This window comes from Nocardia sp. NPDC004582, assembly GCF_053602115.1.
In genome coordinates, this window is the sequence record NZ_JBSGCY010000273.1 from 1 (window position 1) to 2,762 (window position 2,762).

At 69.3% G+C, this 2,762-nt stretch carries 3 protein-coding genes; 2 read left to right on the top strand and 1 reads right to left on the bottom strand.

The window, feature by feature from the left end; all coding sequences use genetic code 11:
* Positions 1-793: FHA domain-containing protein (locus ACWELJ_RS33865; protein WP_452370137.1), on the top strand; the 793-nt coding region annotated here is incomplete at its 5' end.
* A 21-nt stretch (positions 794-814) separates the two neighbouring features.
* Here the strand turns inward: ACWELJ_RS33865 and ACWELJ_RS33870 are convergent.
* Positions 815-2,239, bottom strand: a complete 1,425-nt coding sequence (locus ACWELJ_RS33870) for a metallopeptidase (RefSeq protein ID WP_452370139.1) — start codon at positions 2,237-2,239, stop codon at positions 815-817.
* Between the two features lie 163 nt (positions 2,240-2,402).
* Between ACWELJ_RS33870 and ACWELJ_RS33875 the strand changes: the two genes are divergently transcribed.
* A partial coding sequence (locus ACWELJ_RS33875) for an FHA domain-containing protein (RefSeq protein ID WP_452370138.1) occupies positions 2,403-2,762 on the top strand: 360 nt, incomplete at its 3' end.

Consider the following 2,762-nt stretch of genomic DNA (forward strand, 5'->3'; position numbering starts at 1 on the left):
CAAGGAGGACATCATCCCGGCCATCGTGGACAAGCCGATCTTCATTCTCGCGCCGGTGATCTCGCTGTATCCCGAACCCGAGCCGCCGCCGGTCGACCCGGACCTGATCCCGACCCGCACCTCCAATCGGATTCCGGCGAAGCTGGATCCCGCGCCGGTGGACCCGGTCACCGAGGGCATTCCGGCCGCGCCGGACCTGCACCACGCGCCCACCGAGATGGGCGGCGCGAGCGAGCTGAGCGGCACCAACCCCGCGCCCAAACCCGACCCGGACCTGCAACGACGCCTCGAGGCCACCGCCAAGGCGACCGCGCTCACCGCGAAGGTGCTCGGATTCAAATGCGCGCGTGCGCATCCCAGTGATCCGCGGGCCGCCTTCTGCACCGTGTGCGGCATGCCGGTGGACCAGACCCAGCAGGTGTCCGAGGTGATCCGGCCGCCGCTGGGCATGCTGGTGCTCGACGACGGCATGACCTTCATGCTGGCGGCCGACGCCGTGGTGGGGCGCGATCCCGAACTGTCCGAACCCGCCCGCGCGGGACTGCTGCCGCTGCGCATCGACGACGCCTCCGGCGGCATGTCCCGGGCACACGCCGAGATCCGGCTGGTGAACTGGGATGTCACCATCGTCGACCGCGGCTCCACCAACGGCACCCGGGTGCGCCCGCCCGGGTATCGCGATTGGGTTCGGCTGCAACCGAATCAGCCGTTCACCCTGGCGCCCGGCTCGGAGATCATGCTCGGCAACCGGGTGCTGCGGTTGGAGCCGGTCGCGCCGCCGCCCTTCGGGTAGGACTCGAAAAGCCGTGCGCCCCTACGTGTATCGGGAGTAGCAGATCTCCTGATTGGCGCCGAGCACGCCCGCGCGGAAGGCGTCCACCCGGGAGAAGCCGCTGGGCACCGTCTTGCCGTCGGTGTCGCTGGCGGCCAGGCCGTCGGTGAGCAGGCCGGAGACGGCCTCGTCGAGGTCGCCCGCGGACAGCGTGATGCCGCCGGACGCCTTGCGGCTCGGATCGGCCAGCTTCCCGGAGATCACCCCGGACAGGCAGGCGGCGCGCAGACCGGTCTTCGCACCCTTCAAGGGCAGTCCGGCGGCGTGCTGCACGGCCAGGGTGTAGCGGGAGATGAAGACGATGTAGGCGGTGAAATCGCCGGTCACATTGGCGGGCAACGCGTCCTGGTCATCGGCATTGGAGACGCCGCGGTCGTGCAGGGCGGGCACGTCGGTGCCGATCCGGTTGGTGGCCGGGCAGTAGGTGACCGGCACGGTGTCGGCGGCGTTGCGGCAGTTCAGCTTCGCGGTGTCGTAGCCGTACTCGGGTGCGTCACGCACCGGCATGATGCTCGCCATCGCCGTGGCCAGCTCCTGCAGGCTGGACTGGGTCACCTCGGACTGGCCGCGGTTGGCGTCGTTGCCGAGGGTCTGCGGCAGATCGCCGCGGCGGCGGTCGATCTCGTTCTGGTCGATGGCCTTGCAGCCCTTGGCGCCGTCGGTGAAGCCGATCTGGACGGCCGTCACCCGCTCGAACGCGGAACCGTGCACGCTCTGCGGATCATCGGGATCGGCGTCGCGGAAGGCGACGGTCGCGGCCAGCACCGCGTTCAACCCGTCGGAGGTGTTGATCGTGAAGTGCGGGGCCTTGCCCTCGGCCACATTCCGGATGAACGCGCCCGCGAAGCAATCCGCCTGCTGCTCCTTGACGATGGTCGGGGTGCGGCGGCCGACCAGTTTGGCCATTTCCTGGATGGCGTGCCCGTACTCGTGGGCCAGCACCATCACCACCGACATCTTCCCGAACTCGTCGGCCACCGAGGGCAGCAGCACACCGCGATCCCAGCCCACCGAACCGTCCAGCCGGCAGTAGGCGGCGTTCACGAGCCGGTAGCTGGTCTCGCCGCAGAACTGCCCGGCCTGCGAGCGCGGCGTCTTGGCGTTCCAGGAGATGAAATGGTCCACCGGGGCGAAGGCGCCGCCGAACTCGCGCGGAAACTCGCCCTGCCAATAGGTCTGGATGTCGTCGAGCGCGTTGAGCACCAGTTTGTCGATGGCGCCGCCGTCGGAGTTCTCCGCTGTCAGCGTCGAATCCGGGACCCCGGCGCGGGGGCCGCTGGGACCGCCGGTGGTAGGCAGACCGGCTACCTTGAACGGGTCGTCATAGATCGATACGGCGCGGCCGTGAACATTTCGTGTACATCCGGACAAGAGCGCGACGGCGACGAGCAGGACGCCCAGCGTCATCACCGTGCGGCGAATCCCCACGGACCGGCGCGTGCGCACCGCCGCCCCCCGGCGTCTCCCCACGTGCCCTCCCTCGGCCGCCGATCCAATCCGTCTCCCGGATCAGGACGGTCGGCCGACAAGCTCGACGCCGGACTCCCGGAGCTTCGCATATTCTCTCACCATGTCTTCACCGGGGGCGCAGCAGATCACCGTGCGTCATGATGGAACCGAACGGGTCTTCGACGCGACTCAGCAGATCACGATGGGCCGGGCGCCGGAGGTGACGCTGTTCGTCGACAGCCCACTGGTCTCCCGCGTGCACGCGATCCTCAGCTACGAGGCCGGATCGTGGATGCTCACCGACAACGGCAGCACCAACGGCGTTTTCGTGGACGCCCGCCGGTTGAGCACGCCGCTGGTGATCAACCGGCCCACCCAGGTGCGGCTCGGCGACGCCATCAGCGGCCCGCTGCTGCACCTGTTGCCGCAGGCCGCGATCGGCGAGGTCGTTGACGGCTGCTACGACATCGCTGCGGTCGAT